Annotated in this window: 26 protein-coding genes; 8 read left to right on the forward strand and 18 right to left on the reverse strand. The window is 73.0% G+C overall.

Annotated features, from left to right (window positions below):
* Positions 1-18: 18 nt before the first annotated feature.
* The gene (locus tag ACZ56E_RS00645; protein ID WP_362994993.1) at positions 19-603 is read left to right on the forward strand and encodes a TetR/AcrR family transcriptional regulator; all 585 of its coding nucleotides are present in this window, start codon (positions 19-21) and stop codon (positions 601-603) included.
* Positions 604-754: 151 nt separating this feature from the next.
* Here the strand turns inward: ACZ56E_RS00645 and ACZ56E_RS00650 are convergent, their stop codons facing one another.
* From ACZ56E_RS00650 to ACZ56E_RS00665, 4 genes are all read right to left on the reverse strand, one after another.
* On the reverse strand, positions 755-1,708 hold the full coding sequence (locus ACZ56E_RS00650) for a DUF2510 domain-containing protein (protein ID WP_471209279.1): 954 nt from the start codon (positions 1,706-1,708) through the stop codon (positions 755-757).
* 84 nt (positions 1,709-1,792) lie between these two features.
* Entirely contained in the window at positions 1,793-2,977 is a 1,185-nt protein-coding gene (locus ACZ56E_RS00655; protein ID WP_471209282.1) for an anhydro-N-acetylmuramic acid kinase, read from the reverse strand.
* Between the two features lie 111 nt (positions 2,978-3,088).
* Positions 3,089-4,075 (reverse strand): acyl-CoA dehydrogenase family protein, encoded by a 987-nt coding sequence (locus tag ACZ56E_RS00660; protein WP_471209285.1) that lies wholly within the window; start codon positions 4,073-4,075, stop codon positions 3,089-3,091.
* A complete protein-coding gene (locus ACZ56E_RS00665; RefSeq protein WP_471209288.1) occupies positions 4,075-5,274 on the reverse strand; it encodes an acyl-CoA dehydrogenase family protein in 1,200 nt (399 codons plus the stop codon). The genes ACZ56E_RS00660 and ACZ56E_RS00665 overlap by 1 nt, the downstream gene beginning before the upstream one ends.
* A gap of 109 nt (positions 5,275-5,383) precedes the next feature.
* On the opposite strand from ACZ56E_RS00665, the gene ACZ56E_RS00670 reads away from it, so the two are divergent.
* The 4 genes from ACZ56E_RS00670 to ACZ56E_RS00685 all read left to right on the forward strand — a co-directional run bounded on the left by ACZ56E_RS00670 (position 5,384) and on the right by ACZ56E_RS00685 (position 10,845).
* Positions 5,384-6,166, forward strand: coding sequence for an SDR family oxidoreductase (locus ACZ56E_RS00670; protein WP_471209291.1), 783 nt, complete (start codon positions 5,384-5,386; stop codon positions 6,164-6,166).
* A 15-nt stretch (positions 6,167-6,181) separates the two neighbouring features.
* Positions 6,182-6,829 carry a TetR/AcrR family transcriptional regulator gene (locus ACZ56E_RS00675; RefSeq protein ID WP_471209293.1) on the forward strand — a complete coding sequence of 216 codons (648 nt, stop codon included), beginning with the start codon at positions 6,182-6,184 and terminating at the stop codon, positions 6,827-6,829.
* A gap of 46 nt (positions 6,830-6,875) precedes the next feature.
* On the forward strand, positions 6,876-8,033 hold the full coding sequence (locus ACZ56E_RS00680) for an acetyl-CoA C-acetyltransferase (protein ID WP_471209295.1): 1,158 nt from the start codon (positions 6,876-6,878) through the stop codon (positions 8,031-8,033).
* A gap of 148 nt (positions 8,034-8,181) precedes the next feature.
* The gene (locus ACZ56E_RS00685; RefSeq protein WP_471209298.1) at positions 8,182-10,845 is read left to right on the forward strand and encodes an ATP-binding protein; all 2,664 of its coding nucleotides are present in this window, start codon (positions 8,182-8,184) and stop codon (positions 10,843-10,845) included.
* On the opposite strand, the gene ACZ56E_RS00690 is transcribed toward ACZ56E_RS00685, so the two are convergent.
* From ACZ56E_RS00690 to ACZ56E_RS00705, 4 genes are read right to left on the reverse strand one after another with little or no spacing between them, the layout of a single operon-like run.
* Positions 10,825-11,901, reverse strand: a complete 1,077-nt coding sequence (locus ACZ56E_RS00690; RefSeq protein WP_471211454.1) for an NAD(P)H-dependent flavin oxidoreductase — start codon at positions 11,899-11,901, stop codon at positions 10,825-10,827. The two genes, ACZ56E_RS00685 and ACZ56E_RS00690, sit on opposite strands and share 21 nt — an antisense overlap.
* Positions 11,902-11,930: 29 nt before the next feature.
* The gene (locus ACZ56E_RS00695; RefSeq protein ID WP_471209300.1) at positions 11,931-12,725 is read right to left on the reverse strand and encodes a CoA-transferase subunit beta; all 795 of its coding nucleotides are present in this window, start codon (positions 12,723-12,725) and stop codon (positions 11,931-11,933) included.
* Positions 12,722-13,621 carry a CoA transferase subunit A gene (locus tag ACZ56E_RS00700; protein ID WP_471209302.1) on the reverse strand — a complete coding sequence of 300 codons (900 nt, stop codon included), beginning with the start codon at positions 13,619-13,621 and terminating at the stop codon, positions 12,722-12,724. Before ACZ56E_RS00700 ends, ACZ56E_RS00695 begins: the two co-directional genes overlap by 4 nt.
* Complete coding sequence (locus tag ACZ56E_RS00705) at positions 13,618-14,373, reverse strand: enoyl-CoA hydratase family protein (RefSeq protein WP_471209304.1); 756 nt, start codon at positions 14,371-14,373, stop codon at positions 13,618-13,620. Before ACZ56E_RS00705 ends, ACZ56E_RS00700 begins: the two co-directional genes overlap by 4 nt.
* Before the next feature lie 69 nt (positions 14,374-14,442).
* On the opposite strand from ACZ56E_RS00705, the gene ACZ56E_RS00710 reads away from it, so the two are divergent.
* Together ACZ56E_RS00710 and ACZ56E_RS00715 are read left to right on the forward strand one after the other, a co-directional pair.
* Entirely contained in the window at positions 14,443-15,207 is a 765-nt protein-coding gene (locus tag ACZ56E_RS00710) for an SDR family oxidoreductase (RefSeq protein ID WP_471209306.1), read from the forward strand.
* Between the two features lie 41 nt (positions 15,208-15,248).
* The gene (locus ACZ56E_RS00715; protein ID WP_471209309.1) at positions 15,249-16,178 is read left to right on the forward strand and encodes an SDR family oxidoreductase; all 930 of its coding nucleotides are present in this window, start codon (positions 15,249-15,251) and stop codon (positions 16,176-16,178) included.
* 287 nt (positions 16,179-16,465) lie between these two features.
* Here ACZ56E_RS00715 and ACZ56E_RS00720 read toward each other — a convergent pair whose 3' ends face one another.
* The 7 genes from ACZ56E_RS00720 to ACZ56E_RS00750 form a co-directional block, all read right to left on the reverse strand.
* Complete coding sequence (locus ACZ56E_RS00720; protein WP_471209312.1) at positions 16,466-16,660, reverse strand: hypothetical protein; 195 nt, start codon at positions 16,658-16,660, stop codon at positions 16,466-16,468.
* 251 nt (positions 16,661-16,911) lie between these two features.
* Positions 16,912-18,078, reverse strand: coding sequence for a bifunctional 3-oxoadipate enol-lactonase/4-carboxymuconolactone decarboxylase PcaDC (gene pcaDC / locus ACZ56E_RS00725; RefSeq protein ID WP_471209315.1), 1,167 nt, complete (start codon positions 18,076-18,078; stop codon positions 16,912-16,914).
* Positions 18,075-19,424, reverse strand: coding sequence for a 3-carboxy-cis,cis-muconate cycloisomerase (pcaB, locus tag ACZ56E_RS00730; RefSeq protein ID WP_471209318.1), 1,350 nt, complete (start codon positions 19,422-19,424; stop codon positions 18,075-18,077). Before pcaB ends, pcaDC begins: the two co-directional genes overlap by 4 nt.
* On the reverse strand, positions 19,421-20,038 hold the full coding sequence (gene pcaG / locus ACZ56E_RS00735; protein ID WP_471209320.1) for a protocatechuate 3,4-dioxygenase subunit alpha: 618 nt from the start codon (positions 20,036-20,038) through the stop codon (positions 19,421-19,423). Before pcaG ends, pcaB begins: the two co-directional genes overlap by 4 nt.
* The gene (pcaH, locus tag ACZ56E_RS00740; RefSeq protein ID WP_471209323.1) at positions 20,038-20,814 is read right to left on the reverse strand and encodes a protocatechuate 3,4-dioxygenase subunit beta; all 777 of its coding nucleotides are present in this window, start codon (positions 20,812-20,814) and stop codon (positions 20,038-20,040) included. The genes pcaG and pcaH overlap by 1 nt, the downstream gene beginning before the upstream one ends.
* Entirely contained in the window at positions 20,811-21,473 is a 663-nt protein-coding gene (locus ACZ56E_RS00745; RefSeq protein WP_471209326.1) for a CoA transferase subunit B, read from the reverse strand. The genes pcaH and ACZ56E_RS00745 overlap by 4 nt, the downstream gene beginning before the upstream one ends.
* Positions 21,473-22,228: a CoA transferase subunit A gene (locus ACZ56E_RS00750; protein ID WP_468603638.1), complete on the reverse strand. Its 756-nt coding sequence runs from the start codon at positions 22,226-22,228 to the stop codon at positions 21,473-21,475. Before ACZ56E_RS00750 ends, ACZ56E_RS00745 begins: the two co-directional genes overlap by 1 nt.
* Before the next feature lie 170 nt (positions 22,229-22,398).
* Here ACZ56E_RS00750 and ACZ56E_RS00755 point away from each other — a divergent pair, with 170 nt between their 5' ends.
* Positions 22,399-22,914, forward strand: a complete 516-nt coding sequence (locus tag ACZ56E_RS00755) for a MarR family winged helix-turn-helix transcriptional regulator (protein ID WP_471209329.1) — start codon at positions 22,399-22,401, stop codon at positions 22,912-22,914.
* Here the strand turns inward: ACZ56E_RS00755 and ACZ56E_RS00760 are convergent.
* The 3 genes from ACZ56E_RS00760 to ACZ56E_RS00770 form a co-directional block, all read right to left on the reverse strand.
* Positions 22,844-23,800, reverse strand: coding sequence for a DUF3048 domain-containing protein (locus ACZ56E_RS00760; protein ID WP_471209332.1), 957 nt, complete (start codon positions 23,798-23,800; stop codon positions 22,844-22,846). The two genes, ACZ56E_RS00755 and ACZ56E_RS00760, sit on opposite strands and share 71 nt — an antisense overlap.
* A gap of 38 nt (positions 23,801-23,838) precedes the next feature.
* The gene (locus ACZ56E_RS00765; protein WP_471209335.1) at positions 23,839-25,656 is read right to left on the reverse strand and encodes a hydroxysqualene dehydroxylase; all 1,818 of its coding nucleotides are present in this window, start codon (positions 25,654-25,656) and stop codon (positions 23,839-23,841) included.
* A 188-nt stretch (positions 25,657-25,844) separates the two neighbouring features.
* Entirely contained in the window at positions 25,845-26,918 is a 1,074-nt protein-coding gene (locus ACZ56E_RS00770) for an ATP-dependent DNA ligase (protein ID WP_471209338.1), read from the reverse strand.
* Between the last annotated feature and the right edge of the window lie 2 nt (positions 26,919-26,920).

The following is a 26,920-nucleotide window of genomic DNA, read 5'->3' on the forward strand; positions in this document are numbered from 1 at the left end:
GTACCGAGGAGAAGAGCCATGACGTCGACGTCGAGCCGCTCGAAGATCACGCCGGAGCGTGAGCAGGAGTTCTACGACGCCGTCCTCGACCAGCTCCGCGAGTGCGGTTACGAGGCGCTGACCATGGAGGGCGTGGCCGCCCGCACCCGGTGCAGCAAGTCCACGCTCTACCGCCAGTGGAAGACCAAGCCCCAGTTCGTGGCCGCCGCGCTGCGCGCCAATCGCTGTGTGCGGTTCGCCGGCATCGACACCGGCAGCCTCGCCGGGGACCTGCGGGAGGCGGCCCGCGCCGCCGGCGAGCAGTCGGGGCGCGACACGATGCTGGTCCAGGCGCTCAGCCACGCGGTCCTGCAGGACGAGGACCTGCAGCGGGTGCTGCGCGAGACGCTGGTCGAGCCGGAGCTCAGGGCCATGGCGGCGATCATCGAGCGCGGTGTCGAGCGCGGCGAGATCGCCGCGGGCCACCCGGCGGTGGAGTTCCTCTCCGTGCAGCTGTTCGGCGTGCTGCGGGCCAGGCCGATCCTGGAGGGCGCGTACGCCGACGAGGAGTATGTGACCCGTTTCGTGGAGGCCTGCGTGCTCCCCGCACTGGGCCTCACCTGATCGTGGGCCCGGGTCCGTCGGATGACGACCCGGGCCCGCCCGCGCCGCACCGTGGGGACGGGGGCGGCGCGCACCCCCGGACCGGACGGGGTTCCTTGTGAGCGGCGAGGAACCCCGTCCGGTCCCGTGTCCGGGCCCGTTCTTCGATTTGCTACACGTCCTGGCCGGCCCCGCCGCCGCCCTCGACGACCGGACCCGCCTTGATCCCCTTCGCGATGTCGTCCATGGCGGACGGCGAGGGGGCCTTGTCGTTGACGTCGATGCCCATGCGCACGATGACGAGCTTCGACTTGTCGGCGGGGGACGGGAAGGCGAGCGATTCGACGTAGCCGTCGTCGCTCTTCTGCGTGACGGCCTTCCAGCGGACGTAGTAGCCCTTCTGGCCCGCCACGGTGATGGGCTCGGAGGCCAGCACCTTGTGCGAGGTGATCTTGCCGTAGGTCTTGCCGCCGTACCCTTCCTTCGCGTTCTTCTTTATGTCCTCCTTGGCGGCCGCCTCGGGCGTCTTCGCGTCGAGCTTCAGCTCCTCGGCGGATTGTGAGTAGGCGCTGCCGCGGGTGCACTGCTCGTCCGGGTTGCCCGGGCAGGGGATCGGGTCCGTCTGCACCCCGGCGCCGAACTGCGTGGTGCCGCCCTTCCAGCCGTCCGGCACGGGGATCTTGATGCCGTTCACCACGTCGCTCGCGAAGCCCGGGTCCTGTCCCGGGGGCCGCTCATCGGGCGTGCCCGGCGACCGCGGCGCCCGGGGCGACTCCGTCGGATCCGGCGCCCCCGGCTCCCGCGGGGCGTCGGCCGACGGCTCCTTGCCCACGGTGTCGGCGCCGTCCCCGTCGTCGTCCGAGGTCAGGGCGTACACGCCGCCGCCTATCCCGGCGAGCACGACGAGCACCACGCCGGCGGCTATCGCCACGCGCAGTCTGCGGCGCGGGGCGGGTGCCTCTCCGGGGTGCGCCGGAAAGGCCGGTTGAGTCGGGTACGCCGCGGTGCCCGCGGCGGCCCGCACCTGGTCCGTCCACACGTTCCCGTCCCACCAGCGCTCGGTGGGAGGACCGCCGGCGGTCTGGCCGGGGTCGGGGTACCAGCCTGGGGGAGTCATCTGGGTCATGGCGGTCAGCGTATGAGCACCGCGTGAAAGCCGGATGAGAGGGGCCCCGCTTGTCCCCACCTTTTCCGGCGGTCCCCGCTTCTTCTACCGGCCCGCGCTCCCATGGCCGTTGACCAGGAGCCTCTCGGGCCCCACGGTCCCCTCCGCCGTCCGCGGCCACGGCACTCCCCGGCGGCCCGGCGTGATCGAACCCAGCACGCTCGCGTGCCGTGCCCCCGTGCTCGCGGGGACGGTGCCGGGCAGGCCGTGCAGGGTCAGGAAGCCGAGGACGGCGAAGGCGTACGCCTCCTTCGCCGCGGAGGGCAGACCCAGCTCGTCGGAGGTGCGCACCGGGATCCCGGCGCCCAACTCCGCCCGCAGCGCGGCCATCAGCGCCGGATTGCGCGTCCCACCCCCGGAGACCACGGCCTCGGAGGCGCCCACGGAACGCACGGCGTCGGCGACCGTGCGGGCCGTGAGGCGGGTGAGCGTGGCGACGACGTCCTCGGCGGACAGCTTCTCGTACCCCTCCAACGCCGTACGCAAATACGGCAGATGGAAGAGCTCCTTGCCCGTCGTCTTCGGCGCCGGGAGCGTGTAGTAGGGCTCGGCCAGGAGCCGTGCGAGGAGCCCTTCGTCGACCGTGCCGCGGGCGGCCAGTTCACCGTCCAGGTCGTAGGCGAGACGGCCGCCCGTCGCCTCGCGCACCGCGGCGTCGATCAGGGCGTTGGCGGGGCCGGTGTCGAAGGCGGTCCCGTCGGCCGCGGTGATGTTGGCGATGCCGCCGAGGTTCAGCGCGGCCGGCCTTCCCGGCCTGCCGCGCAGCCACATCCGGTCCACCAGGCTGACCAGGGGCGCCCCTTGGCCGCCCGCGGCGATGTCCCGGGGGCGGAAGTCGGCGACCACCGGCAGTCCTGTCGCCTCGGCGATCCACGCGGGCTGCCCGAGCTGCAGCGTGCCGTGCACCTGCCCGTCCGCCACCCAGTGGTAGACGGTCTGTCCGTGCGAGGCGACCAACTCGGCCTGCCCGTCGCACAGCTCACGGTCCGCCTCGACCGCGGCGGCCGCGAAGGCCCGCCCGATGCCGGTGTCCAGGCGGCAGACCTCGGCGAGCGTGGTGGCGGCGGGCGGCAGCGCGGCCGCGAGCCGGGCGCGCAGCCCTTCGTCGTAGCCGCGGCTGATCAGCCCGAGGGGGGTGAGCGTCAGCCGGTCACCGTCGAGGGCCAGATCGGCGGCCGCCGCGTCGATCGCGTCGTACGAGGTCCCTGACATCAGCCCGATCACGCGCACGTGGGGCCCCCTTCCCGGTCGGCTCACCGATGTGCTTGATCATCGCATCCCGGGGGCCGCGCACGGCTCGTGTTCCCGGAAAGCGGCACGCGGTGCAGCCGCGGACTCCCCTCACCCCCGGGCGTCGAGGACCCGCCCCCGCCACACCCCCGGATCCCCCCAGGCGCTCCGCAGCGCACGCGCCTTCGTGAGCCACAGGGACAGGTCGAACTCCGCCGTGTACCCGATCGCCCCGTGCAGTTGCAGCGCGGTACGGGCCGCGCCGTACGCGGCCTCGCCCGCCGTCACCTTGGCGGCGGCGATGTCGGCCCGCGCCAGGGTCGTCGCCGCGCCGAACACCAGCGGCCGCGCGAACTCCAGCCGCACCAGCACGTCCGCGAGCCGGTGCTTGACGGCCTGGAACGTCCCGACCGGCGCCCCGAACTGGGTGCGCTGCTTCACATACGCGACGGTCCTGTCGAGCAGCGCGAGGCCGACGCCGAGGGACTGCGCCGCCGTGGCGAGCGCCGCCCACTCGCCCGCCCGTCGCGCCGCACCGGCCACGGCGGGGCCCGAGGCGAGCAGCTCCCCGCCGGGCAGCGGCGCGGCGAGCCGCCGCGCGGGGTCCAGGGAGCGGCGCACGCACGCGTGCCCGGGCGCCAGCCGCAACTCGCCGTCCGCCACGGCGAGGATCAGGTCCGCCGCGTCGGCGTCCAGGGCGAGCGGACCGCCGTCCGGGAGCGTCAGCGTCGCGCTCGCCGCTCCCGAGGCCAGGGAGGGCAGGAATCGTTTGGCCGGTTCCCGCTCACCCTCCTCGGCGAGGTGTGCCAAAAGTACGGCCGCCGCCACTGTCTCGACGGCCGGTCCCGGCACGGCGTGCCGCCCCAGCTCCACGAACGCGACGGCCGTCTCGACGGACAGCGGCCCCACACCCTCGTACTCCCCGGGCACCGGCAGCGCGAAGACCCCCGCGTCCGCGAGCCTCGCCCACACCGCCCGCCCCGGCGCCGGGTCGCCGAGCCCCCACGCGCGCGTGGCCGCCACCGTGTCGGCCGCCGTCAGCATCGCGTCCAGGGAGCGGGCGAACTCCCGCTGTGCGTCGTCGAGGAGGAACCTCATCAGCGGCGTCCCTTCGGCAGACCGAGCAGGCGCTCGGCGATGATGTCGCGCTGGATCTCGTTCGTCCCGGCGTAGATGGGTCCCGCGAGCGCGAAGACGTACCCCTCGGACCAGGCGGAACCGTCCGGTGGGACGCCGTCGGCCAGCTCGCCGGCCGGGCCGAGCAGGTCCAGCGCCGTCTCGTGCAGCGCGATGTCGTACTCCGACCAGAAGACCTTGTTGAGACTGGACTCGGCGCCGATCGTCTCCCCGGCCGTGAACCGGGACGCGTTGGCCCAGGTGAACAACGCATAGGCGCGCGCCCCGATGGCGGCGTCGGCGACCCGGTCGCGCAGCGCCGTGTCCGCCGGGTCCGCGCGCTCCCGCCACTGCCGGACCAGCCGGTCCGCGGCGGCGAGGAAGCGGCCGGGCGAGCGCAGCGTCAGACCGCGCTCGTCGCCCGTGGTGGACATGGCGATCCGCCAGCCCTGGCCGGGCTCGCCGATCACGTCCTCGTCCGGTACGAAGACGTCGTCCAGGAAGAGCTCGGCGAAGGCGGGCTTGCCATCAAGGCGCCCGACGGGACGGACCGTCACCCCCTCCGCGTCGAGGGGGAACATCAGATACGTCAGGCCCCGGTGCGGCTTGTCCGGGCGCCCTTCGCGCCCCGTGCCCCCTTCGCGCCCCTCGGAGGGCCCGCTGCGGAAGAGGCCGAACGCCCGGTCGGCGAACGCGGCCCGCGACGACCACGTCTTCTGCCCGCTGATCAGCCAACCGCCCTCCGTGCGGCGGGCGGTGGAGCGCAGCGACGCCAGGTCGGAGCCCGCCTCAGGCTCCGACCAGGCCTGCGCCCAGATCACCTCGCCGGTCGCCATGGGGGGCAGCACCCGCGCGCGCTGCTCCTCGGTGCCGAAGTCGAAGAGGGTGGGCGCGAGGAGACTGATGCCGTTCTGCGAGACGCGGCCCGGCGCACCCGCCGCGTAGTACTCCTCCTCGAACACCAGCCACTTGACGATGTCGACGCCCTGGCCGCCGTACTCCTCCGGCCAGGACACCACCGACCAGCGGTCGGCGGCGAGCGTGCGCTCCCACTCCCGATGGGCCGCGAAACCCTCCTCGGTCTCCAGCGACGGCAGGGGCGCGGCGGGCACGCGCGCGGCCAGCCACTCGCGCGCCCGCCGTCTGAACTCCTCTTCCCCGGCGGTGAAGTCGAGGTCCATCAGCGGCCCACCTCTTCGATTCACTCTTCCCTAACAAGTGTTTGGTAGATTAGCCTAGGAGCAGTCCGACCGTCGAGAGCCTGAATCCGGAACCGGGGGGCCACCGCCCATGGACGCACCCGCCTATGTGCCCGCGCACGACCTGCTCGCGGGCCGCACCGCCGTGATCACGGCGGCCGCCGGAGCCGGCATCGGCGGCGCCACCGCGCGCCGCTTCCTGGAGGAGGGCGCGCGCATCGTCATAGGGGACGCCCATCCGCGCCGCACCAAGGAGGCGGTGGCGTCGCTCGCCGAGGAGTTCGGCGCCGACCGGGTCGACGGCATCCCGTGCGACGTCACCGACGAAGGGCAGATCCAGGCGCTGTTCGACCTGGCGGAGCGGCGCCACGACCACCTCGACATCGTGGTGAACAACGCCGGACTCGGCGGCACCGCGGAGCTCACCGAGATGACCGACGAGCAGTGGGACAAGGTCGTCGACGTCACCTTGACCGGCACTTTCCGCTCCACCCGGGCCGCCCTGCGCCGCCTGCGGGCCGCCGGCCGGGGCGGCGTTCTCGTGAACAACGCGTCCGTGCTCGGCTGGCGCGCCCAGGCAGGACAGGCGCACTACGCAGCGGCGAAGGCGGGCGTCATGGCCCTCACCCGGTGCGCCGCCCTCGAAGCCGCCCCTCACGGCATCCGGGTCAACGCGGTCGCGCCGAGCCTCGCCCTCCACCCCCACCTCGCGAAGGTCACCTCGCCCGAGCTCCTGGAAGAGCTCACCGCACGCGAGGCGTTCGGCAGGCACGCGGAGCCCTGGGAGATAGCCAACGTCATCGTGTTCCTGGCCTGTGGCTACTCCTCGTACATGACGGGGGAGACCGTCTCGGTCAGCAGCCGGCACGCCTAGGCGGAGAATGACCGTGTGTCGAAACAGAAGCAGAGCACCAGTGACCAGCCGGCCACCGGCAAGAAGAAGCCCCAGGTGAGCCCCTCGCCCGAGCGCCGCCGCGAACTCCTCGGCATCGCCGCCGACGTCTTCGCCGAGCAGGGGTACAACGCGACCACGGTCCGCAAGATCGCCGACTCCGCGGGCATGCTCGCCGGCAGCCTCTACTATCACTTCGACTCCAAGGAGTCGATGCTCGAAGAGATCCTCCGCACCTTCCTCACCGAGCTGTGGGACGGGTACGACACCGTCCTCCAGGCCCAGCTCGACCCCCGAGCGACACTCGAAGCCCTCGTCACCGAGTCCTTCCGGGAGATCGACCGGCACCGCTCCGCCGTCGCCATCTACCAGAAGGAGGCCAGACACCTGGTCGCCCAGGAGCGCTTCCAGTACCTGTCGGACTCGCAGCAGCGCTTCGAGAAGGCCTGGCTGACGACGCTGGAGCGAGGCGTCGCGGAAGGCGTCTTCCGCGCCGACCTGGACATCCGGCTCGCCTACCGCTTCGTGCGCGACACCGTCTGGGTCGCCGCGTCCTGGTACCGCCCCGGCGGCGGCCACAGACCCGAGGAGATCGCCCGCCAGTACCTGTCGATGGTCCTGGACGGCATCTCCGTACGTACGTAAGCGGCGCGTCGACGCACGGCGCCCCCCGACCGAGGAGTACGCAGTCATGGCCGAGGCCTACATCGTCGAAGCGGTCCGCACCCCCGTCGGCAGGCGCAAGGGAGGACTCTCCCGCGTCCACCCCGCCGACCTGGGCGCCCACGTCCTCAAGGCGCTCGTCGAGCGCACCGGCATCGACCCCGCCGCCGTCGACGACGTCGTCTTCGGCTGCGTGGACACGGTCGGACCGCAGGCCGGCGACATCGCCCGCACCAGCTGGCTGGCGGCCGGACTCCCCGAAGAGGTCCCCGGCGTGACGATCGACCGGCAGTGCGGATCGTCCCAGCAGGCCGTCCACTTCGCGGCCCAGGGCGTCCTGTCCGGCACCCAGGACCTCGTCGTCGCGGGCGGCACACAGAACATGTCGATGATCCCCATCGCCTTCGCCTCCCGGCAGGCCGCCGAACCCCTCGGCCTCACCGAAGGCCCGTACGCGGGCAGCGAAGGCTGGCGCGTTCGCTACGGAGACCGGCCCGTGAACCAGTTCCACGGCGCCCAGCTGATCGCCGAGAAATGGGGCATATCCCGCCGCGACATGGAGGAGTTCGCGCTCCGCTCGCACCGGCGGGCGGTCCGCGCCATCGATGAGGGCCGCTTCGACCGCGAAATCGTCGCCCAGGGAGAAGTCACCACGGACGAGGGACCGCGGCGCGACACGACGCTGGAAAAGATGGCCGCCCTCAAGCCCGTCCTCGACGACGGCACGATCACCGCGGCCTGCTCCTCCCAGGTGTCCGACGGAGCCGCCGCCCTCCTCATCGCGAGCGAACGGGCCGTAAGGGAACACGGGTTGACGCCCCGCGCCCGCGTCCACCACCTCTCCGTGCGCGGCGAGGACCCCATCCGGATGCTCTCCGCCCCCATCCCCGCCACCGCACACGCCCTCAAGAAGACCGGCATGGGCATCGCCGGCATCGACCTCGTCGAGATCAACGAAGCGTTCGCGCCCGTCGTCCTCGCCTGGCTGAAGGAGACCGGCGCCGACCCGGAGAAAGTCAACGTCAACGGCGGTGCGATCGCACTCGGCCACCCCCTCGGCGCGACCGGCGTCAAGCTCATGACGACCCTCCTGCACGAACTGGAGCGCACCGGCGGCCGATTCGGCCTCCAGACGATGTGCGAGGGCGGCGGCCAGGCCAACGTGACCATCATCGAACGCCTCTGACGGCCCGCCGGTGTACACCGGCCGTCTCCGGGACGCCCTGATCCTCACCCCTTGCGGGAGTACCTGCCCCGACCGCGCTCCACAGCGGCCCCGACCCGGCTAGTCTCGACTTCTGTACGTCGATTGAGCGACCCCGGGAGGTAGCGCGATGACGCAGGGACGGCCCGGAGGAGCCGCCTGGGCCCCGCTGTGGGAGCGCGACGACGAACTCGCCGCGGTGGCCCAGGCCGTCGAGGAGCTCTGCGCCGACGCGACGACCACGGGCGGCCTGCTCGCCTTCTGCGGAGAGGCCGGCATCGGCAAGACCGCGCTCCTCGCCGAAGTGCGCCGCATGGCCGAGGGCCGCGCCACGGTCTGGTCCGCACGCGGCGGCGAGACGGTCACCTCCGTCCCCTTCAACGTCGTACGGCAACTGCTGCAGCCCGCGCTCGTCCAGCTCAGCGACGACGAGGCCCGCGAGTACTTCGGCGACTGCTACGACATCGCGGGACCCGCCCTCGGCATAGCCGAGCCCGGCGGACCCCAGGCCGACCCGCAGGGCGTCTGCGACGGCCTCGTCGAAGCGGTCTCCCGGCTCTCCCGACTGCACTGGCCGCTCGTCCTCCTCATCGACGACGCGCACTGGGCCGACCAGGAAACACTGCACTGGCTGGCCACCTTCGCCCAGCGCCTGGACGAACTGCCCGTCCTCGTCGTGGTCGCCCGCAGGCCCGGCGAGGCCACCGGCGACAGCGCCCGCCACCTGGCGACGGTCGCCGCCGAGGCCCGCTCCTTCAGCACGCTGCGCGCCCTCACACCGGACGCCGCGGCCGGCCTGACCCGCGCGACGCTCGGCGAGCACGCCGACGCCCCGTTCTGCCGCGAGGTCTGGGCGGTCACCGGCGGCAATCCGTACGAATCCGTCGAACTCCTCGCCAAGGTGCAGGACAGCGAGCTGGAACCGGTGGAGAGCTCCGCCGACGAACTGCGCGCCCTCAACCGCACCGCCCGCGGCCGCGGCCTCGTCGCCCGCCTCGAAGGACTCGGCACCGACGCCACCCGCTTCGCCTGGGCCGCCGCCATCCTCGGCAGCGCCATCTCCCTCGACCTGGCCGCCCAGCTCGCCGGCATGATGCCCGACAACGCCGAACGCTGCGCGGAGCGGCTGTGCGCCGCGCGCATCCTGACCGACGGCGACGACGGCCTGGAGTTCGTCCACCCCCTGATCGCCGGCACGGTCTACCACTCCATCCCGGCGGCCACCCGCACCGCGATGCACGGCCAGGCCGCCTCCGTCGTCACCCTCTCCGGCCGTGGCGCGGCCGCCGCGTCCCGGCACCTCCTGGAAGTCCACCCGGACGACGACCCCGAGGTCGTCGAGCAGCTGCGCGAGGCCGCCGCGGAGCACCTCGCCGTCGGCGCGCCCGACGCGGCCCGCCGCTGCCTGGAGCGGGCCCTGCGCGAGCCGCCCCTGCCCGAGATCCACGCGCGCGTGCTCTACGAACTCGGCTGCGCCACCATGCTCACGTCGCCCGCCACCACCATCCGCCATCTGCGCGAAGCCCTCTCGATGCGCGGCCTCGACCGGGAGCTGCGCGTCGACGCGGTCTGCCGTCTCTCCCAGGCCTACGTCCACAACGACCAGCTGGAGGAAGGCCTGCGGGCCATCGCCGACGAGGCCGCCAGGCTCGAAGAAGGGCCCGCGAGGCTCCGCCTGCAAGCCGTGCACTACATGTGGGAGGGCATCCACGCGGGCGAGCAGGACTCGCCCGGACGCTCGCGACGGCTCGCCGCCCTCGCCGGCCCTCTCACCGGCCGCGACAACTCCGAGCGCGCCCTGCTGATCCTGCGTGCCTTCGACGCCATGACCCGCGGCGAGAGCGCGGAACTGGTCGTCGAGCTCTGCGACCGCGCCCTCGTCAACGGCCGCCTCGCGCCCGGACTCGGCTGGACCGACACGGAGTGGAGCTTCGAGCTCCGACTGATGCTCGGCGGGTCGTACGCCTTCTCGGACCGTCTCGACCGCGCGGAGAGCCTGTTCACCGAGGCCGTGCGCGCCTACGAGACCGCGGGCTGGAGCGGCGGACACCTGGCCCTCGCCCACGCCTTCCTCGGGTACGTGTACCGCAGGCGCGGACGGCTGACCGACGCCGAGCGCTCGCTGCGCGAGAGCCTGCGCCTGGCCGACCGCGTCGGCCAGGGCCTGCCCATGCACTGGGAGGCCGCCAGCATGCTCATCGACACGCTCCTGGCGCGCGGACACATCGACGAGGCCGGTGAGATCGCCGGCCGGTACGGCTTCGCGCCGCCCTCCGCCTCCACGATCTACGTCCCCGACGCGCCGTCCGTGCGCGGACGTCTTCTGCTTGCCCTCGGGCGCACGGAGGAGGGGCTCAACGAACTGGAGGCCACGGCGAAGGCGCTGACGGCCCGCGGCCAGTACAACACCGTCCTCGCCCCATGGGCGTACGACCTCGCTCGCGCCCTGGCCGACGAGGACCCCAAGCGGGCGGCGCACCTCGTCTCGGACGCCCGGATGCAGGCCGAGCGGTTCGGAACGGACACCGCGATCGGTGAGGCGCTGCGGTGTGCGGCGGCCCTGGAGAGCGGACCGCGCTCCGTCGCGCTGTACCGCCAGGCTGTCACCTACCTGGAGGCTTCGCCCTGCGCGTACGAACACGCGGTCGCCCGCGTCGAGTACGGGATCGCGGCGGGCTCCGCGGTGGAGCTGGAACACGGGCTGACCCTGGCGCGGACCTGCGGGGCGGACGGTCTCGCCGACCGGGCCCTGGACCACCTGGGTCCCCGGTCCTCAGTCGCCGGGCGGTCCTGATTCCGGTCCGCTGCGACCGCGCAACGCGTCCATCACCTCGTCCGCCTCCCGCATGAGCCGTGCCACCAGCTCCGCGCACGAGGGCAGGTCGTCTATCAGGCCCGCCACCTGGCCCGAAGCCATCACGCCCAGCTCCGGGCGGCCGTCCACCATCGCCGATCTGAGCATCATGGGCGTGTTCGCGGCGAGGAGGACCTGGCTCCAGGTGAGGTCCTTGCCGTGCTTCATCGCGAGGCCGTCGCGGGCGAGCCGGGCCCAGCCGAGGCCGGACACCTTCCGGAACGCCGCCGCGTGCCGCACCGCGCGGGCGAGGGAGGCGAGGCGGCCGGACCGCTCGAGGCCCGCCACCAGCTCCGTGCGCAGCATGCGGTGCGGGAGGCCGTCCACGCGCGTGGTGACCGTGACGTCCTTGACGGAGGCGGCCAGATAGCGGGCCTTGACCGCGTCCGGCACCGTCGAGTCAGAGGTGAGCAGGAAGCGGGTGCCCATGGCGACGCCCACGGCTCCGTAGGCAAGGGCGGCCACCAGGCCGCGGCCGTCGTAGAAACCGCCGGCCGCGACCACGGGAATGTCCACCGCGTCGACGACCTGCGGGAGCAGCACGGTGGTGGCGACCTCGCCGGTGTGCCCACCGCCCTCGCCGCCCTGCACGAGCACCGCGTCCGCGCCCCAGGCGGCGACCTTCTCGGCGTGCCGTCGCGCGCCGATCGAGGGGATCACCACCACACCGGCGTCCTTGAGCTCGGCGATCAGCTCTCTGGACGGCGCGAGCGCGAAGGACGCGACGCGCACCCCTTCGTCGATGATGATCCGGACCCGGTCCCTGGCGTCGCCTGCGTCCGCCCGCAGGTTCACCCCGAAGGGCGCGGGTGTACGGGACTTGACCTCGCGCACGGCCGCCCGGAGCTGCTCGACCGTCATGGTCGCGGAGGCCAGGATGCCGAGCGCCCCGGCGTTCGCGGTTGCGGAGACCAAGCGGGGACCCGCCACCCACCCCATACCGGTCTGGACGATCGGGTGCCGGACGCCGACCAGCTCGGTGAGTGGTGTCGTCAGCCTGGGGGTCACGAGTGGCGGCTCCGGTGTCACGGGCGCACCTCGCGGTCACGCAGGCCGCCCGGGTCCACGACGTCACGGATCAGCCGCAGCTCCTCGGCGGTCGGCTCGCGGGTGTACGGAACGTCGTCGTCCGGCACGGCCAGGGTGAACCCGGTGGCTTCACGCACCTCGTCCAAAGTCACGCCCGGGTGCAGGGACACCAGCCGCATCCGGTGATCCGGGGTCAGGAAGTCGAAGACGCCGAGATTCGATACGACCCGGCGCAGCTCGTGGAAGCGGGTCGCGGAGGTCCCGGCGGCGGCCGCGCTGTCGTACCCGACCCCGCTGATCATGTCGACCCTCTCCACGAACACCCGGGCCGAGTGCCGCGGGATCCAGTAACTCACCGGGTTGTTCAGCGTGTTGACCGGTGCGCCGCGCACGCCCAGGAGCTGGCGCTTCGGGCGCTCCCAGGCGCCGATGCACGAGATGTTCTGGTTGCCGAAGCGGTCGAGCTGGCTCGCGCCCATCATCACGTGCCGCCGGCCGCCCATCACCATGGTCAGATGCCTGCGGTACGGCAGCCAGCCCTCGGCCACCGCCGACGCGGAGCCGACAGCGGGGACGTCGCCGATGAGCAGGGCCTCGCCGTCCGTGAGCAGCAGGTCGGGGGAGAAGGTCAGCCTGGCGAGGCGGGCCGCGACCGACGGGACCGTGCCCATGGGGGAGGCGAGGATCTCGCCGTCGTCCCGCCAGGCCTCGGCGCAGGCGATCACGCAGTACTCGGCACGGGTGGCGGTGCGCCCGGGCGCCCCGGTGGTGGTCGGCCCCTTCCGTGTCATCGCTGCTCCTTGTGCCAGGCCTGGACGGCCAGTTGATAGTCCTGCTCGGTCCCGGTGAGGAAGCGGCTACGGAAGGCCTGCCAGGCTTCCGGGTCGGCCGCCGCGGTGGCGTACGCCTTCTGGAAGGGCTCGTCGCGGCCGTAGTCGGGCACGCAGGACGTGAAGTGCGCACCCTTGGGCGTCTCGGTCACGCCCGTCACCGAGTGCCGGGAGACCAGCATCGTCTGGGGTGCGGCGTGCGCGGTGAGCTCGGCGGAGTCGACGATCCGCTCGCACGAGACGTACGCGGTGTCGGAGGCCTCGCAGAAGAGGTCGTCGAAGTAGGGGTCGGGGCCGAGGTACTGGCCGTTGCCGAAGCGGTCGGCGCGGTTCATGTGGACCAGGGCCGCGTCCATCCGCAGGGCGGGCACGGCGACGAGCTCCTCCCCGTCCTCGTACGGCGAAGTGACCGTCCGCAGCTGGGGGTTGACCCGAAGGACGTCCGAGCCGAGTCCCGCGCGGATCGGCAGGAACGGCAGTCGCTGGGCGCCCGCGGTGAGGCCCTGCATGAACATCGCCTCGTCCAGCTCGGTGAGTTCGAATGCGGCGCGCTCGCGTGCCGCGCGGAAGTGCGGCTCCAGGGGGATCGAGTCGAGTGTCGTGAAGGCCGTGACGAGCTTGCGGATGCGGCCGGCCGCGGCGAGCAGGCCGATGTCCGGGCCGCCGTACGACACGACGGTCAGGTCCGTGACGTCGGACCGCAGCAGCGCGCGGACCAGTGCCATCGGCTTGCGGCGCGAGCCCCAGCCGCCGATGCCGAGCGTCATGCCACTGGCCAGCCGCCCCACGATCTCGTCGGGCGTCATCCTTTTGTCGGTCCTGTGGGTCCCGTCGGTCTTGTCGGCCCTGCCGCTCATGACTTGCCCTCTTCTCGCGTGCCGAAGTCGTCACGGATGCGGTCGGCCAGGCCGCTGAGGTTCGCCTCGAAGGTGAAGCCCTGCTCGAAGCGGTAGCTGCGGTGCACGTCCACGGGGTCGATTCCGTTGATCGCGGCCTTGGCGAGGCGGAGCAGCGTGCCGTCCTTGCGGGCGATCTCCCGGGCCAACTCCAGCGCGGCATCGTGCAGGTCCGCGCGGGGCACGACCTGCCACACGGAGCCGTGCGCGTGCAGCTCGGCTGCCGTCGCGGTCCGTGAGGTGTAGTACAGGGCGCGCATCAGGTGCTGCGGGACGAGGCGGGCCAGGTGCGTGGCCGCGCCGAGCGCGCCCCGGTCCAGCTCGGGCAGGCCGAAGGTGGCGTCGTCGCTCGCCACGATCGCGTCCGCGTTCCCCACGAGGCCTATGCCGCCTCCCAGGCAGAAGCCGTGCACGGCAGCGACGACGGGCACCTCGCACTCGTACACCGCGGAAAACGCCTCGTAGCAGCCGCGGTTGGCGCCTATCAGTGCGGTGTGGCCGGGGTCGCGCTGCATCTCCTTGATGTCCACGCCCGCGTTGAACCCCCGGCCCTCGGCGGTCAGGACGACGCAGCGGGTCTCGGGGGCGCGGCCGGCGGCGCGCACGGCGTCCGCCAGGTCGTACCAACCGCGCACCGGAAGGGCGTTGACGGGTGGGTGGTCGACGGTGACGACGGTGACGCCCTTGTCCGGGGCGGAGGTGGAGACAGACATCAGACGATCCGCTACCTTTCAACCCACACGCCTTCAACCAAACATTTGTTAGTTGGAAAGGTAGCAGCGATGACTGACACTCGACAGGTGGTCGTCGTGACCGGCGGCACCCGCGGCGTCGGTGCCGGAATCGCCCGCAGCTTCCTCGCCGCCGACGCCCGGGTCGTCGTCTGTGCCCGCAGGCCGCCGGAGGAGCCCGTCGAAGCGGCGGGCGCCACCGCCGAGTTCTGGCCGCTCGACCTGCGCGACGCGGCGGCGGCCACCGCCTTCTTCGCGGAGGTCGCCGCGGCCCACGGGGCGGTGGACGCCCTCGTGAACAACGCGGGCGGCACACCGTTCGGACTGCTTTCCGATACCGCTCCGGCCCGCCAGGCCAAGATCGTCGAGCTGAATCTCCTCGCTCCTCTGTACGCGTCGCTCGCCGCGTACGACGTGATGCGTGGTCAGGAGACCGGCGGCAGCATCACGATGATCGGCAGCGTCAGCGGGACCCGGCCCTCGCCCGGTAGCGGTGCGTACGGTGCCGCGAAGGCGGGCCTGGAGAATCTCGCGGGGACCATGGCCGTCGAGTGGGCGCCGGCCGTCCGCGTCAACACGGTCGTCCTGGGCCTCGCCCGCACCGAGAGCGCCGCACTGCACTACGGAGACGACGAGGGCGTCGCCCGGGTCGCCCGCACCGTCCCGCTGGGCCGCCTCGCGGACCCCTCCGACGTCGGCGACGCCTGCGTCTTCCTGGCCTCCGACCGCGCCAGGTACATCAGCGGGGCCGCGCTCCGGCTGCACGGCGGAGGCGAACGCCCCGCGTTCCTGGACGCGGCGCCCGTCAACCACTGAACGCGCCCCGTAACCGGCCGTACAAAGCGAGGAGTCCCGACATGACGTCAACTGCCAAGCCCGACGGGATCTGCGAAGGCCGCGTCGTGATCGTCACGGGTGCGGGCCGGGGCCTCGGCAGGGCGCACGCACGCGCGTACGCGGCCGAAGGCGCCCGGGTCGTGGTCAACGACCTCGGTGTGGGCCCCGACGGCTCCGGGGCTTCCGGCGGGCCCGCCCACGACGTCGTCGAGGAGATCCGCGCGGCGGGCGGCGAGGCAGTCGCGCACGGTGGCGACATCGCGACGTCCAAGGGCGCCGCCTCGTTGGTGCGGGCCGCCCTCGACACGTACGGGCGCCTCGACACCCTCGTCAACAACGCGGGCTTCCTCCGGGACCGGATGCTGGTCAACCTTGAGGAGGACGACTGGGACGCCGTGCTGCGCGTGCACCTCAAGGGGCACTTCCTGCCGCTGAAGCACGCGGGCGCGCACTGGCGAGCCGAGGCGAAGGCCGGCCGGACTCCGCACGCGTGCGTGGTCAACACCAGCTCCGGAGCGGGCCTGTCGGGCAGCGTGGGACAGGGCAACTACAGCGCCGCCAAGGCGGGCATCCTCGGCCTCACCCTGGTCGCCGCCGCCGAACTGGCCTCCTACGGAGTGCGCGTGAACGCCATCGCACCCGCCGCCCGGACCCGCATGACCGAACAGACCTTCGCCGACACGATGGCGGCCCCCGAGGACGGCGGCTTCGACACGATGGCTCCGGAGAACGTCTCCCCGCTCGTCGTCTGGCTGGGCTCACCCGCCTCAGCCGGCGTCACGGGCCGCGTCTTCGAAACCGAGGCGGGCCGCATCACGGTCATGGAGGGCTGGCACCCGGGCCCCACCGCGGACAAGGGCGCCCGCTGGACCCCGACGGAGGCAGGCGAGACAACACTGAAGCTACTCGCGGCCGCTACACCACCCCGCCCGGTGCACGGATCCCGCTGACGCGGCGCTGTCCGACCCTACGGAGCCCCCTCCGTCGGACCTCGCGTTGGCGGACGCGGTGGCGCCCCCGGCCGGGGCGGGCTCCGGTGCAGTCGTGGTGCGGGGCCCAGGGGGGGGGGGGGGGCCGGTCGGCGCGCGTCACTCTCCCGTCGTGCTTGGGCCCTCCGGTTACGTCGGCGAGGACCTGCTCGGCGACCGTGAACGCCGCGTTGGCCCCGCTCTCGGACCCGGCGGTGCCCGGCCGGTGTATGGGGCCCAAGGACGTCGTGGCGCGTGGCCCCACGGCGTCACCCTCCGTCGCGCTCTCGCCCCTCGGTTTCCTCGGCGAGGACCCGCTCGGCGATCGCGAACGCCGAGTTGGCCGCGTTCACGGCCGTGGCGGCGTTCCGGCCGGCGGGGGATCCGGTGCCGTCGTGGCACGCGCGGCCCCACGGCCCCGGGCGGCGTCCGACGCCCGCGCCCGCGGCCGCTTCACCCGTCATCCTCCGTTGTGCTTGCGCCCTCCGGTTTCAGCGAGCACCTGCTCGGCGACCGCGGACCGGGCGGCGCCCCGCCCGGCCCCAGGGAGCCACCCTCCGTCGCGCTTGCGGGGTGCCCCCGATGTCCTCGGCGAGGGCCTGCGCGGTGACCGCGAAGGCAGCGTTGGCCGCGTTCGCGGACCCGGCGGCGCCCCGGCCGGCCCGGGCCCCGGTGCCGTCGCGCCACCCGGCCCCACGGCCCCACGCGGCACACCTCACCCTCCCTCGCCCTCCCGACCCCCGGCCGCCTCCTCAGCGAGCACCCGTTCGGCCACCGCGAAGGCCGCGTTGGCTGCCGGAACCCCGCAGTACACCGCCGTCTGCAGCAGGACCGCGCCGATTTCCTCGGGTGTCAGGCCGATGCCGCGGGCGGCGCGTACGTGCATGGCCAGTTCGTCGAGGTGGCCGTGGGCGACCAGTGCGGTCAGGGTGATCATGCTGCGCTCGCGCCGGGCGAGCGTCGGGTCGGTCCAGATCTCGCCCCACGCGTAGCGGGAGATGAAGTCCTGGAAGCGTGCCGTGAAGGGTGTCGTGCGCGCCTGCGCGCGGTCCACGTGTGCGTCGCCGAGTACGGCGCGCCGCACCGCCGTGCCGTTCGGCGGCGGGCCCGTGAAGTGGGCGCGCAGGGCCGCCGAGACGGCCTCGGGGCGTTCCGCCGGGGCCAGGTGGGAGGCGTTCGCGAGCTCCGTCAGGGAGGCGCCGGGGACGGCGTCGGCGATCTCTCGCGCGTGGGCGGGCGGAGTCGCCGGGTCCGCGCGCCCGGCGACGACCAGCGTGGGCGCGACGATCGACGCCAGCGCGTCCCGCATGTCGTACGTGGCCAGGGCGTCGCAGCACGCAGCGTACGCGCCCGGATCGGCCGCCCTGAGGTCCGCCAGGAGGCCCGGCACCGTGAACCCCGGCGTGAACCAGCGCCCCGGCGCCGACTCCGCGAGCCCTGCCAGGCCCTCGCGGCGCGCCAGCGCGGCCCGCTCCCGCCACAGTTCGGCGCCGCCGAAATGCGCCGACGAGCAGATCACGGCGAGGCCGGTCACCCGTTCGGGGTGCCGGGCCGCGAGATGGAGCCCCACGGCGCCGCCCAGCGAGACCCCGGCGTACGCGAAGCGGTCGATGTCGAGGGAGTCGGCGAGCGCGAGGACGAGCCCGGCGAGGTCGGCGACCGTCGCGCCGGGGCCGATCAGGTCGGCGGGCGACCGGCCGTGGCCCGGCAGGTCCCAGCGTACGACCCGGTGGGTGGTGGAGAGTTCGGGGGCGACGGCGTCCCACAGGGCCGTGGAGGTGCCCAGGGACGGGCCGAGGAGGAGCGGCGGCGCGGTCGCGGCCCCCTCGACGGTGTGGTGCGGCAGCGGCAGCTTGCTCCTGCCGCGCGGTTCGTCGGTCAACGTCGCTCCAGGGCACGGTCGGTGAGGTCACCGGCGGAACCGGTGTAGTGGGTGGGGTCGGTGAGCTCAGTGAGGTCGACGTCAGCGAGGGCGGGGTCGTCGGCCAAGGTCTCCGCGAGCGTTCTGCCCTCGGTGCGGGCGCGCCTCGCCGCCCCGGTCAGTACCTCCTTCGCGCGCGCCGCGCCGAGCGACGGCGTGAGCTCGACGACCAGCCGCTCGGAGACGATCAGCCCACCGGTGAGGCCGAGATGGTCACGCATCGCCTCCGGACGCACCCGCAGCCCTGCAACGAGCTCCGCCGCGTCCCGGGCCGCGCCGCCGGCCAGCCGCAACAGATCACGGAGGGTCTCCCACTCGGCGTGCCAGGCCCCCGCGGGCCGCTCGTCCTCGGCCGCCAGCGAGCCGTACAGGGTCGCGGCGAGACCGGGCGCGCGCCGCGCGGCGGCGGCGATCAGCGTGGCGCGCACGGGGTTGCTCTTGTGCGGCATGGCGGACGAGCCGCCGCCCGCCCCCTCGGAGACCTCCGCGATCTCGGTACGGGAGAGGTTGAGGACGTCGGCCGCCACCTTGCCGAGGGCACCCGCGGTGAAGGCGAGCACGGAGGCGAGATCGGCGACGGGCGTACGGAGACTGTGCCAGGGCAACAGAGGTGCGGACAGGCTCAGTTCTGCGGCGAATGCCGCCACGACAGTTTCCGGGCCCGGAATCGGCGACGCCCCCGAGGCCCTGTCCGCCTGAGTCATGTACGCACGGAGCGACGCCAACGTGCCCGCCGCCCCTCCCAGCTGGACCGGCAGGCTCCCGCGCACGGCCTCCGCCCGGTCCCGGGCGTCCAGAGTGAGGGAGCGCCACCCCGCCGCCTTCAGACCGAAGGTCGTCGGCACCGCGTGCTGGGTGAGCGTGCGGGCCGGCATCGCTGTGTCGCGGTGTTCGGAGGCGAGGCGGGCCAGTGCCTGTTCCGTGCGGGACAGGTCCGCGAGGATCAGGTCAAGCGTGCGGGCGGACAGCAGCATCAGGGCCGTGTCCAGGATGTCCTGGCTCGTCGCGCCCCGATGGACGTAGGGCGCCGCCTCCGCGGACACCGCCGCCGTCAGGTCCGCCACCAGCGGGATCACCGGGTTGCCGCCGTCCCGCGCGCGCAGAGCGAGGTCCCGCACGTCGAATCGGCCGACGTCCGCGGCCGCTTCCGTGACCGCTGTCGCCGCCTCCGGGGGCGCGAGGCCCACCGCCGCCTGCGCGCGCGTCAGGGCCGCCTCGACGGTCAACAGCGCTTCCAGGAAGGAGCGGTCGGAGGTCGCGTCGGCGGCGGGGCAGCCCACCCACCCCGGAGAGAACAGGCCGGTCACGAGGACACCTCCGGGGCTTCCGAGGCTGCCGGGACTGCCGGGGCTGACGAGTCCTCAGGGCACGCCGGGAACTCCAGAAAGACCGTTTCGCCCGGCCCCTGAAGCCGGATGTCGAACCGGTACGTGCGCGGGCCCTCGCCCCGGGCGACCAGCGTGCCCCGGCGCTCGGCCGCGAGGGAGCCGAGCAGCGCGTCACCGGGCTCGTCCACCAGGTACGCGCGCGTGTACAGATGGTGCAGCAGACCGCGTGCGAAGACGGCGAGCGAGATGTACGAGACGCCGCCCGGCGGCAGCGTCCGCACGGCCCAGTGCCCGTCGGCGTCGGTCGGTACCCGACCGAACCCGGTGAACGCGACACCGTCGCGCCCCACGACCCGCCCCGTGACGGGGTCGTGCCGCAGCGACCCCGGCACGCCCGCGCGTGAGCCGTCCGGCGCGGGCTGCCAGGTCTCTATCAGGGCGTCGGGGACGGGCTGTCCTGCGCCGTCGAACACGTACCCGTGCAGGGTGATGGTCTCCGCGTCCCCGGAGGGCGCCACGTCGCCGCCGCGCGGGAACGGCAGCGCGTATCCGTAGAAGGGGCCCACGGTCTGGGAGGGGGTGGGTGCACGCATCAGTGGTCGTCGTCCTCCTCGAAGAGCGTCGCGGACGGGCCGTCCAGGACGATGTCCCAGCGGTGGCCCAGCGACCACTCGGGGACGGAAAGGCCGTGGTCGTACGCGCAGACGAGGCGCCGCCGCGCCGATTCGTCGGTCACCGAGTTCAGCACCGGGTCGTACGGCAGGAGCGGGTCGCCGGGGAAGTACATCTGCGTCACCAGGCGCTGGGCGAACGCCGTGCCGAAGAGCGAGAAGTGGAGGTGCGCCGGACGCCAGGCGTTGGTGTGGTTGCGCCACGGATAGGCGCCCGGCTTGACGGTCGTGAAGGAGTACGCGCCGTCGTCATCGGTCAGACAGCGGCCGAAGCCCGTGAAGTTCGGGTCGAGGGGCGCGGGGTGCCGGTCCAGTTGGTGGGCGTACCGGCCCGACGCGTTGGCCTGCCACAGCTCGACCAGCTGGCCGCGTACGGGCCGCCCCCGGCGGTCGAGGACCCGCCCGCTCACGGTGATGCGCTCGCCGAGCGGCTCGCCCGCGTGCTGTCGCGTGAGATCGCTGTCCAGCGCGGAGACGTCGGTGACGCCGAACGCGGGACCGCTCAGCTCCACGGCCTCCGGGTCGCGCAGCGGGATCAACGGCTGTTTCGGGTGCCGCAGATGGGTGCTGCGGTACGGCGGGTAGTCGCGGGGCGGATGGTGCGCGCCGGGCGGCGCGGACACCTGTGCTTGCGCGACCTCGGCGTCCATCGCGTCCTGGCTGAGCCCGTCCGGCAGCGGTCCGGTGGTGAGAGTCATATGTGGCGGCTCCGTACGCGCAGGCTGTCCGGGACGTGGATCTCCGCCGCGGTCTTCGAGGCGATCTCGTCGGCGGTGACGCCCGGCGCCGTCTCGACAAGGTCGAGACCGTGGGCGGTCACTTCCAGTACGCCGAGGTCGGTGATGATCCGGTCGACGCAGCGCTTGCCGGTGAGCGGCAGCGCGCACTCGTCGAGGATCTTCGGAGAGCCGTCCTTGGCGGTGTGCGTCATGACGACGACGACCGTGCGGGCGCCGTGCACGAGGTCCATCGCCCCGCCGATGCCCGTGATCAGCTTGCCGGGGATCGCCCAGTTGGCGAGGTCCCCGCGCGCGGAGACCTGCATCGCGCCCAGCACGGCCACGTCGATGTGACCGCCGCGGATCATCCCGAAGGAGAGCGCCGAGTCGAAGAAGGAGGCGCCGGGCAGCACGGTCACGGTCTCCTTGCCCGCGTTGATCAGATCGGGGTCGACCTCCGCCTCGTTGGGATAGGGGCCCACTCCGAGGATGCCGTTCTCCGACTCCAGGACGACTTCGACACCGGGCGGGAGGTGGTTGGGGATCAGCGTGGGCAGTCCGATGCCGAGGTTCACGTACTGGCCGTCCCTGAGCTCGCGCGCGGCGCGGGCGGCCATCTCCTCACGGGTCCAGGCCATCAGCCGGCCACCGTCCGCTTCTCGATCCGCTTGTCCGCCGCCTGCTCCGGGGTGAGCGCCACCACCCGTTGCACGAAGATCCCCGGCAGATGTACCGCGTCCGGTTCGATCCCGCCCACCTCCACCAGTTCCTCGACCTCCGCGACGGTCACGCGTCCGGCCATCGCCGCGAGCGGGTTGAAATTGCGGGCCGACCTGCTGAACACGAGGTTGCCGTGCCGGTCGCCCTTCGCCGCGCGGACCAGCGCGAAGTCGGTGCGGATGCCGTGTTCGAGGACATGGGCGGTCCCGTCGAACTCCCGCACCTCCTTGGCCGGGGACGCGAGCGCGACCCCGCCCTCGCCGTCGTAGCGCCAGGGGAGCCCGCCGTCGGCGACCTGCGTGCCCACTCCGGCCGGGGTGTAGAACGCGGGGATGCCCGCGCCGCCCGCCCGCAGCCGCTCGGCGAGCGTGCCCTGCGGGATCATCTCGACCTCCAGTTCGCCGCCCAGGTACTGCCGGGCGAACTCCTTGTTGGCGCCTATGTAGGACCCGGTCACCCGAGCGATGCGGCCCGCCGCCAGGAGTACCGCGAGGCCCGAGTCCATGGCGCCGCAGTTGTTGGACACGACCCGCAGGCCGGAGACCCCGGACGCGTGCAGCGCGCGTATCAGCTCGGCGGGCACGCCGCTCAGCCCGAAGCCGCCGACCGCGAGCGACGCCCCGTCCGGGACGTCCGCCACGGCCTCGGCAGCCGTGGCCACCACCTTGTCCATCCGCGCGGCCCCTCTCTTCCATCCGAATTAATCAGGGCACTGACTATTGCGGCGAGGATAGGGGGACTCGAACTGCCGCACAAGAGCTGGCTTGTTCGGAGCGCAAGGCAGGTATTGTTCAGTGCACCGATGAAATACGTCGGGAGAGATGACGTGACACGGAGGACCCCATGGCCGCGGTGGACCTTGCCACCCACCCCGGGCACCTGGCCCGGCGGCTGCAGCAGGCGCACCACCTGCTGTGGAACACGATGGTGTCCGAGGAGATCACCTCACCGCAGTTCGCCGTGCTCAACGCCCTCGTCGCCGAACCCGGCCTCGACCAGCGCACCGTGGGGGAGCGGGTGGGCCTCGACCGGTCCACGATCGCGGAGGTCGTCGCCCGGCTGATCCGCCGAGAGCTGCTCGACAAGGTGCGCGACCCGCAGGACGCCCGGCGTTACCTGCTGCGCCTCACCGACGAGGGCCGGCGCACGCACCGCGCACTGACCGTGCGGGCGGCCCGGATGAACCAGGTCCTGCTCGCCCCGCTCTCCGCCGAAGAGCGCTCCGTCTTCCTCGACCTGATCCAGCGCGTCGCGGACGCGGCGGAGGAGCTGCGCTCCCCGGCCCCGCTCACGCCTTCGCGTACACCACCCACACCTGCCCCTTCGCGAACGGCAGCCGCCGGCCGTCGGCCGTCGTGAACTCCGTGCCGGCCCCGGCCGTCGGCCGCTTCCACCGCGCCTCGTAGGCGCGCCCGTCCCGCAGCACGCTCGCGGAGCCCTCGCCGACCGTCTCGGTGAACGGCGAGACGCTGCCGGAGCGGTCGTGGAAGCGGGACGGCCGTACCTTCACGTACTGCACGACGACCGTCGAGGGGCTCAGCTCCTTGCCGCCGGACGTCCGCGCCCGCTCCCCGTCCATCGCGACGCGCCAGCGCCCCTCGTACTCCACCCAGTCGAAGGTGAAGCGCGCCGCGGGGAAGCCGACCGTCCGCCGCGTCTGCGGTGTGCCGCCCCGCGGACGTGGCCCGAACCGGAACCCCGCGTCGGCCAGGGCGTCCGCGCGAAGGTCCGCCTTCAGGGCGTCCGGGCGTACGAAGAGGTTGTGCGGCGCGGGCTTCGCACCGCCCCGGTAGTACGCGCCGTCCGGTGCCTTGCCCGGCGACAGCGCCCGCACCGGCGCGCCGGCGATCAGCGGCTGGAGCCTGGACTGCGCTCCGGAGTACGCGAGCGCGGGCCGGTCGAACTGCCGCAGCAGTTCGAGATCCGTCTCGCGCGCGCTGCGCACGGGACCGACGGCGGGCGGCAGCCGCGACGCGTACACCGCCATCAGACGGGTGAGGCCCGCCTCCACCTGCTCGACGTACACGACGTCCGCGGCGTCCAGACCGGTCTGCGGCCGCGCAGGGCGTACGTTGTCGACCTTCACGGCGAGCACGCTGCCGCCGCCACCGCCCGACCCGGAGGCCTTTCCGTCCGCCCCCTCGATCGTGCAACCGGACACCAGGGCGGCGAGTGCGATCGCCACCGCCGCCCCGGCCCTGCTCCGTGTCCGTGCCCGCGTCCCTGCCCGCGTCCGCCGTGTCATGCGGGAGTCCTACCCCGAACGCGCCCGGTCGCAGCGCGTCAGCCGAGATCGAGGGCGTTCGGCAGCCCGAGCCGGTAGCGGGTGCGGTCGTGGCGCTTGAGGGCCTCGATCGCCGGGACGCGGTGCAGCGGCCGCACCGTGCACGGCTTCTGGTCCGAACCGATCTGCTTCAGGAGGGCGTTGACCGCCTGGCGGGCCGAGGCGTTGGCGCCCTCCATGGTCGCCAAATCGATGTCTACGGAGACGTAGTCGCCGGAGAGGAAGAGGTTCGGGATCTTCGTGGCGGCCGACGGGCGGTTGTGGAACGTACCCACCGGATGGATGAGGAGCTGGTCCTCGTTGGTGGGGTTCGGCGTGCCCAGGCCGTCGACGCCAGGGTCGAGGAACCACGAGTGGAGCTTGCTGTCGCTGAGGACCGTCTTCCCGGTGTCGTTGAGGGCGCCCTTGAGCTGCGCCCACACCTCCTTGGCGACCTCGTCGCGGGTGCACTGCTTGGCCGTCTTGCCGTACAGGATTCCGGGCTTGTCCCATTCGGAGATGTCCACCGAGAGGCAGTCGACCGCGACGCCGTCTCCGTAGTCGGCGGGGAAGTCGCGCTCGGGCCAGTGGCCCGCCTGGGCGATGCCGGTCAGCGACCAGGGCGAGTCGATGAGGTTGAAGTGGCCCTTCACGACGGGCGGGCGCTCGGTCAGATAGAACTGGATGCCCGTCATCCAGTCCGTCTCCAGCTTGTCGCAGCGCGCCAACTGCGGGTCGGCCGCCTTCAGCTCCCTGCTCCACGTCCGGCGCGCGTGCTCCACGGGCATGGCCTGCACGTAGTGGTCGGCGGTGATGTCACGCCGTACGCCGTCGGGGTCCTCGACGACCGTCTTCGTGATGCGGCCGCCGCCGAACGCCAGCTCGCGCACGGTCCAGCCGATGCGGAACTCCACGCCCAGCGACTTGAGATGAGTGACCCACGGGTCGATCCACGCCTCGTTCGTCGGCGCGTTCAGGATGCGGTCGGGCGGGCCGTCCGCGCCCTGGCCGAGCGCGTTGAGGACGAACGCCTCGCCGAGCGTGCCGACGGTGCGGGTGCTCGCCTCCTCGGCCTTCGTCGCCACGATGTTGCGGGTCACGCCGATCACGAGGATGCGCTGGTAGTCCTTGGACATGCGCTCGGCGCGGGTGAAGTCCCACCAGGGCGTCGACTCCCAGTCGTCGTCACGGCGTTCGTCGCAGCTCGTGAAGAAGACCAGGGCGCGGTTCACGAAGTACGCGGCCTCGTGGGCCGGCAGGTTGAACGCGGTGTCGAGCAGCGCGGTGAGCGCCCGCCGGATGTCGTCCAGGGTGAGCTTCTCCGGCTCGCTGCCCGGCCACGGGATCGGCATCCTGATGTCCTCGCGGCCGGTGCGCGCGAACGACATCTCGCGGGGCGCGATCAGGTTGTCCCACACGCCGTTCGCGTTCCCGGGGAACGGGATGCGGCGCATCGTGTCCGGCAGGTTGTGGTAAATGCCCGGGATGAACCGGAAACCGTGCTCACCGGGCAGCGGCTTGCGGTTGCCCTTCGCGCTGCCCGGCACGTCCATGCTGCGGGCCTTGCCGCCCAGCTCCCTGCGCTCGTAGACCGTGACGGCGAAGCCGCGCTCGGCCAGCTCGTGCGCGGCCGTGAGCCCGGCGACGCCACCGCCGAGCACGGCCACCGACTGCCCCGCCCGCGCGGCATCCCGCGCGGCCGCTGTCGGCGTCGCGCCGGGCGCGGCCGCCGCGGGCGACGCCCCCGCTGCCACTCCCAGCGCGGCCGCCCCGCCCACCGCCGCGGCTCCCGCGACGAACCCCCGCCGCGTGCTTCCCTCGGCACCGCTGTGACCCATGCCCCGCCCCCCTTACCGTCGGTAACTGACGTGTCAGGCGCAGGAGCATACGGTCACGACCCAGGGGGCGGAAGCTACCCGGGTGCCGAACCGAACAATGGCGTGATTGCGGTGGTTCGTGAGGCGCTCGGCAACGGATGCGGTGAAGGGGGGTGGCCGACGGGTGCGATAAGCGCCAGCGGGTGGGGTCAGCCGGTGGTGGTCCCCAGCGCGTCCGCGAGGTCGTACCGCACCGGCTCCTCCAGTTGCGCGTACGTACAGCTCTCCGGGGTCCGGTCCGCGCGCCACCTGCGGAACGCGGCCGTGTGGCGGAAGCGCCGCCCGCCCTCCATGTGGTCGTACGCCACCTCGCAGACGAGCTCGGGGCGCAGCGGCATCCAGGAGAGGTCCTTCTTGCCCGACCAGCGGCTCGGGGCACCGGGCATGCGGGCCGTCTCGTGCGCGGCCTCGTCCGTCCAGGACGCCCACGGATGCCCGGCGGCGGACTCCATCCGCAGCGGCTCAAGCTCCTCGACGAGTTCGGCCCTGCGCTTCATCGAGAAGGCCGCACACACGCCCACGTGCTGCAGGGCGCCCCCGTCGTCGTACAGCCCGAGGAGCAGCGAGCCGACGACGGGCCCGCTCTTGTGGAAGCGGTAGCCCGCGACCACGCAGTCCGCCGTGCGCTCGTGCTTGATCTTGAACATGAGGCGTTCGTTCTGGCGGTAGCGCAGGTCGAGCGGTTTGGCGATTACACCGTCGAGGCCCGCGCCCTCGAACTGCTCGAACCACACCTCGGCCACCTCGGGGTCCGTGGTCGCGGGCGCCAGATGGACGGGCGCCGTGACGCCGGCCAGCGCCTTCACCAGCAGGGCGCGCCGGTCGGTCAGGGGAGCGTCGAGCAGCGCCTCGTCCCCCAGGGCGAGGAGGTCGAACGCCACGAACGAGGCGGGCGTGCGCTCGGCCAGCGTCGCCACGCGCGAGGCGGCGGGGTGGATACGCTCCGTGAGCGCGTCGAAGTCGAGGTGGCCGTCCCGGGCGATCACGATCTCGCCGTCCACCACGCACCGCTCGGGCAGCCGCTCCCGCAGGGCCGTCACCAGCTCGGGAAAGTAGCGGGTCAGGGACTTGCCGGTACGGCTGCCGAGCTCGATCCCGGCACCGTCCCGGAACACGATCGAGCGGAACCCGTCCCACTTGGCCTCGTACTGCATGCCCGGCGGAATCTTCTTCACGGGTTTGGCGAGCATGGGCTTCACGGGCGGCATCACCGGCAGATCCATGG

It is taken from the genome of Streptomyces sp. NPDC039480, assembly GCF_055597165.1.

Excerpts from the sequence above, each read along its gene's own strand:
- ACZ56E_RS00760 (WP_471209332.1), bottom strand. The coding sequence starts at position 23,800 with ATGACACGGCGGACGCGGGCAGGGACGCGGGCACGGACACGGAGCAGG.
- ACZ56E_RS00755 (WP_471209329.1), top strand. The coding sequence starts at position 22,399 with ATGGCCGCGGTGGACCTTGCCACCCACCCCGGGCACCTGGCCCGGCGG.
- ACZ56E_RS00680 (WP_471209295.1), top strand. The coding sequence starts at position 6,876 with ATGGCCGAGGCCTACATCGTCGAAGCGGTCCGCACCCCCGTCGGCAGG.
- ACZ56E_RS00720 (WP_471209312.1), bottom strand. The coding sequence starts at position 16,660 with ATGACGGGTGAAGCGGCCGCGGGCGCGGGCGTCGGACGCCGCCCGGGG.
- ACZ56E_RS00700 (WP_471209302.1), bottom strand. The coding sequence starts at position 13,621 with ATGAGCGGCAGGGCCGACAAGACCGACGGGACCCACAGGACCGACAAA.
- ACZ56E_RS00660 (WP_471209285.1), bottom strand. The coding sequence starts at position 4,075 with ATGAGGTTCCTCCTCGACGACGCACAGCGGGAGTTCGCCCGCTCCCTG.
- pcaG (WP_471209320.1), bottom strand. The coding sequence starts at position 20,038 with ATGCGTGCACCCACCCCCTCCCAGACCGTGGGCCCCTTCTACGGATAC.
- ACZ56E_RS00745 (WP_471209326.1), bottom strand. The coding sequence starts at position 21,473 with ATGGCCTGGACCCGTGAGGAGATGGCCGCCCGCGCCGCGCGCGAGCTC.
- pcaH (WP_471209323.1), bottom strand. The coding sequence starts at position 20,814 with ATGACTCTCACCACCGGACCGCTGCCGGACGGGCTCAGCCAGGACGCG.
- ACZ56E_RS00765 (WP_471209335.1), bottom strand. The coding sequence starts at position 25,656 with ATGGGTCACAGCGGTGCCGAGGGAAGCACGCGGCGGGGGTTCGTCGCG.
- ACZ56E_RS00705 (WP_471209304.1), bottom strand. The coding sequence starts at position 14,373 with ATGTCTGTCTCCACCTCCGCCCCGGACAAGGGCGTCACCGTCGTCACC.
- ACZ56E_RS00670 (WP_471209291.1), top strand. The coding sequence starts at position 5,384 with ATGGACGCACCCGCCTATGTGCCCGCGCACGACCTGCTCGCGGGCCGC.
- ACZ56E_RS00710 (WP_471209306.1), top strand. The coding sequence starts at position 14,443 with ATGACTGACACTCGACAGGTGGTCGTCGTGACCGGCGGCACCCGCGGC.
- ACZ56E_RS00770 (WP_471209338.1), bottom strand. The coding sequence starts at position 26,918 with ATGGATCTGCCGGTGATGCCGCCCGTGAAGCCCATGCTCGCCAAACCC.
- ACZ56E_RS00750 (WP_468603638.1), bottom strand. The coding sequence starts at position 22,228 with ATGGACAAGGTGGTGGCCACGGCTGCCGAGGCCGTGGCGGACGTCCCG.
- ACZ56E_RS00665 (WP_471209288.1), bottom strand. The coding sequence starts at position 5,274 with ATGGACCTCGACTTCACCGCCGGGGAAGAGGAGTTCAGACGGCGGGCG.
- ACZ56E_RS00715 (WP_471209309.1), top strand. The coding sequence starts at position 15,249 with ATGACGTCAACTGCCAAGCCCGACGGGATCTGCGAAGGCCGCGTCGTG.
- ACZ56E_RS00650 (WP_471209279.1), bottom strand. The coding sequence starts at position 1,708 with ATGACCCAGATGACTCCCCCAGGCTGGTACCCCGACCCCGGCCAGACC.
- ACZ56E_RS00685 (WP_471209298.1), top strand. The coding sequence starts at position 8,182 with ATGACGCAGGGACGGCCCGGAGGAGCCGCCTGGGCCCCGCTGTGGGAG.
- ACZ56E_RS00695 (WP_471209300.1), bottom strand. The coding sequence starts at position 12,725 with ATGACACGGAAGGGGCCGACCACCACCGGGGCGCCCGGGCGCACCGCC.
- ACZ56E_RS00645 (WP_362994993.1), top strand. The coding sequence starts at position 19 with ATGACGTCGACGTCGAGCCGCTCGAAGATCACGCCGGAGCGTGAGCAG.